Raw genomic sequence first — 1,066 nt, 5'->3', positions numbered from 1 at the left:
GAAAATATATTAAGTTTGATCAATGAGAGACCGGTAAAACATTGTATAGTATTTTACACAGGATTATGGACTTGACTTTTTTTTAAGTATCATATTTTTCCGAAAAGAAATACAGTCTAAGTGGGTTGATTTTCTATTTAATTGGAAATCTAATTTAAAATATATTTTCTGCGGTATAGTTTTAATATTTGTTTTAAATATTATTTTAGGTATATTTTTAAAACAACAAGGAACTAACCAAGAGAGTTTAGACATTATGTTAAAGATATCATCTGGTATTTTAAGTATCTTATTTTACTTAGTTACTGTCATTGTCGGTCCTATAAACGAAGAAGTAGTGTTCAGACGTATACTAATTGGAGATGGTAATAAAATATTTTCGAAAACCTTGTTATTAATTTTTTCTTCTGTCTCTTTTGGATTAATTCATATACACAAAATTTCTGAATTACCAATTGCTATTCCTTATATCTGTGCGGGCTTTATTTTTGGATATATATATATTAGATTTAATAATATATTTTCTAGCATTGCAATTCATGTATTAAATAATTTAATTGGTATTTTATTATTGCTATTTATTGTGTGATTATCTGTTTCTGCTGCAATTTTAGGGCTATGTTTGCACATAATAATTGGTATGATTCTCTGAAAATAGTAAACTAATAATTCGATGCAGATGGTTTAACCTTGGATATTTGGTTACGTAAAAAACGGGACACACAAGCAGCCTATGCTTTTCTTAAGCGGTTAGTGAAGCAGTTTGATGAACCGAAGGTTGTAGTCACAGATAAAGCCCCCTCTATTACAAGTGCCTTTAAGAAACTAAAAGAATACGGCTTTTATCAAGGGACAGAACATCGTACCATTAAATACCTGAATAATTTGATTGAACAAGACCATCGTCCAGTAAAGAGACGCAATAAATTCTATCGAAGTTTACGCACTGCCTCTACCACGATTAAAGGCATGGAAGCCATTCGAGGATTATATAAGAAAACCCGAAAAGAAGGCACTCTCTTCGGGTTTTCGGTCTGTACTGAAATCAAGGTATTATTGGGAATCC

1 protein-coding gene and 1 pseudogene are annotated in these 1,066 nt (G+C 30.7%); both read left to right on the top strand.

Annotation, left to right across the window (positions count from 1 at the left end):
• Positions 1–256: 256 nt before the first annotated feature.
• Positions 257–589, top strand: coding sequence for a CPBP family intramembrane glutamic endopeptidase (locus tag DVW83_RS14760; protein WP_137239689.1), 333 nt, complete (start codon positions 257–259; stop codon positions 587–589).
• A gap of 83 nt (positions 590–672) precedes the next feature.
• A pseudogene (locus DVW83_RS14755) lies at positions 673–1,066 on the top strand (IS6-like element IS1216 family transposase); the annotation flags it as partial.

Origin of the sequence: Enterococcus sp. VV15 (assembly GCF_005236045.1) — a bacterium.
GTDB classification, from domain to species: Bacteria; Bacillota; Bacilli; order Lactobacillales; family Enterococcaceae; genus Enterococcus_B; species Enterococcus_B durans.
Note: the sequence above shows the minus strand (reverse complement) of the source record. Positions and strands in the feature narration are given on the sequence as shown.

Bases quoted from the DNA above. Each gene is read 5' to 3' on its own strand.
- DVW83_RS14760 (WP_137239689.1), top strand. From the start codon at position 257: ATGTTAAAGATATCATCTGGTATTTTAAGTATCTTATTTTACTTAGTT.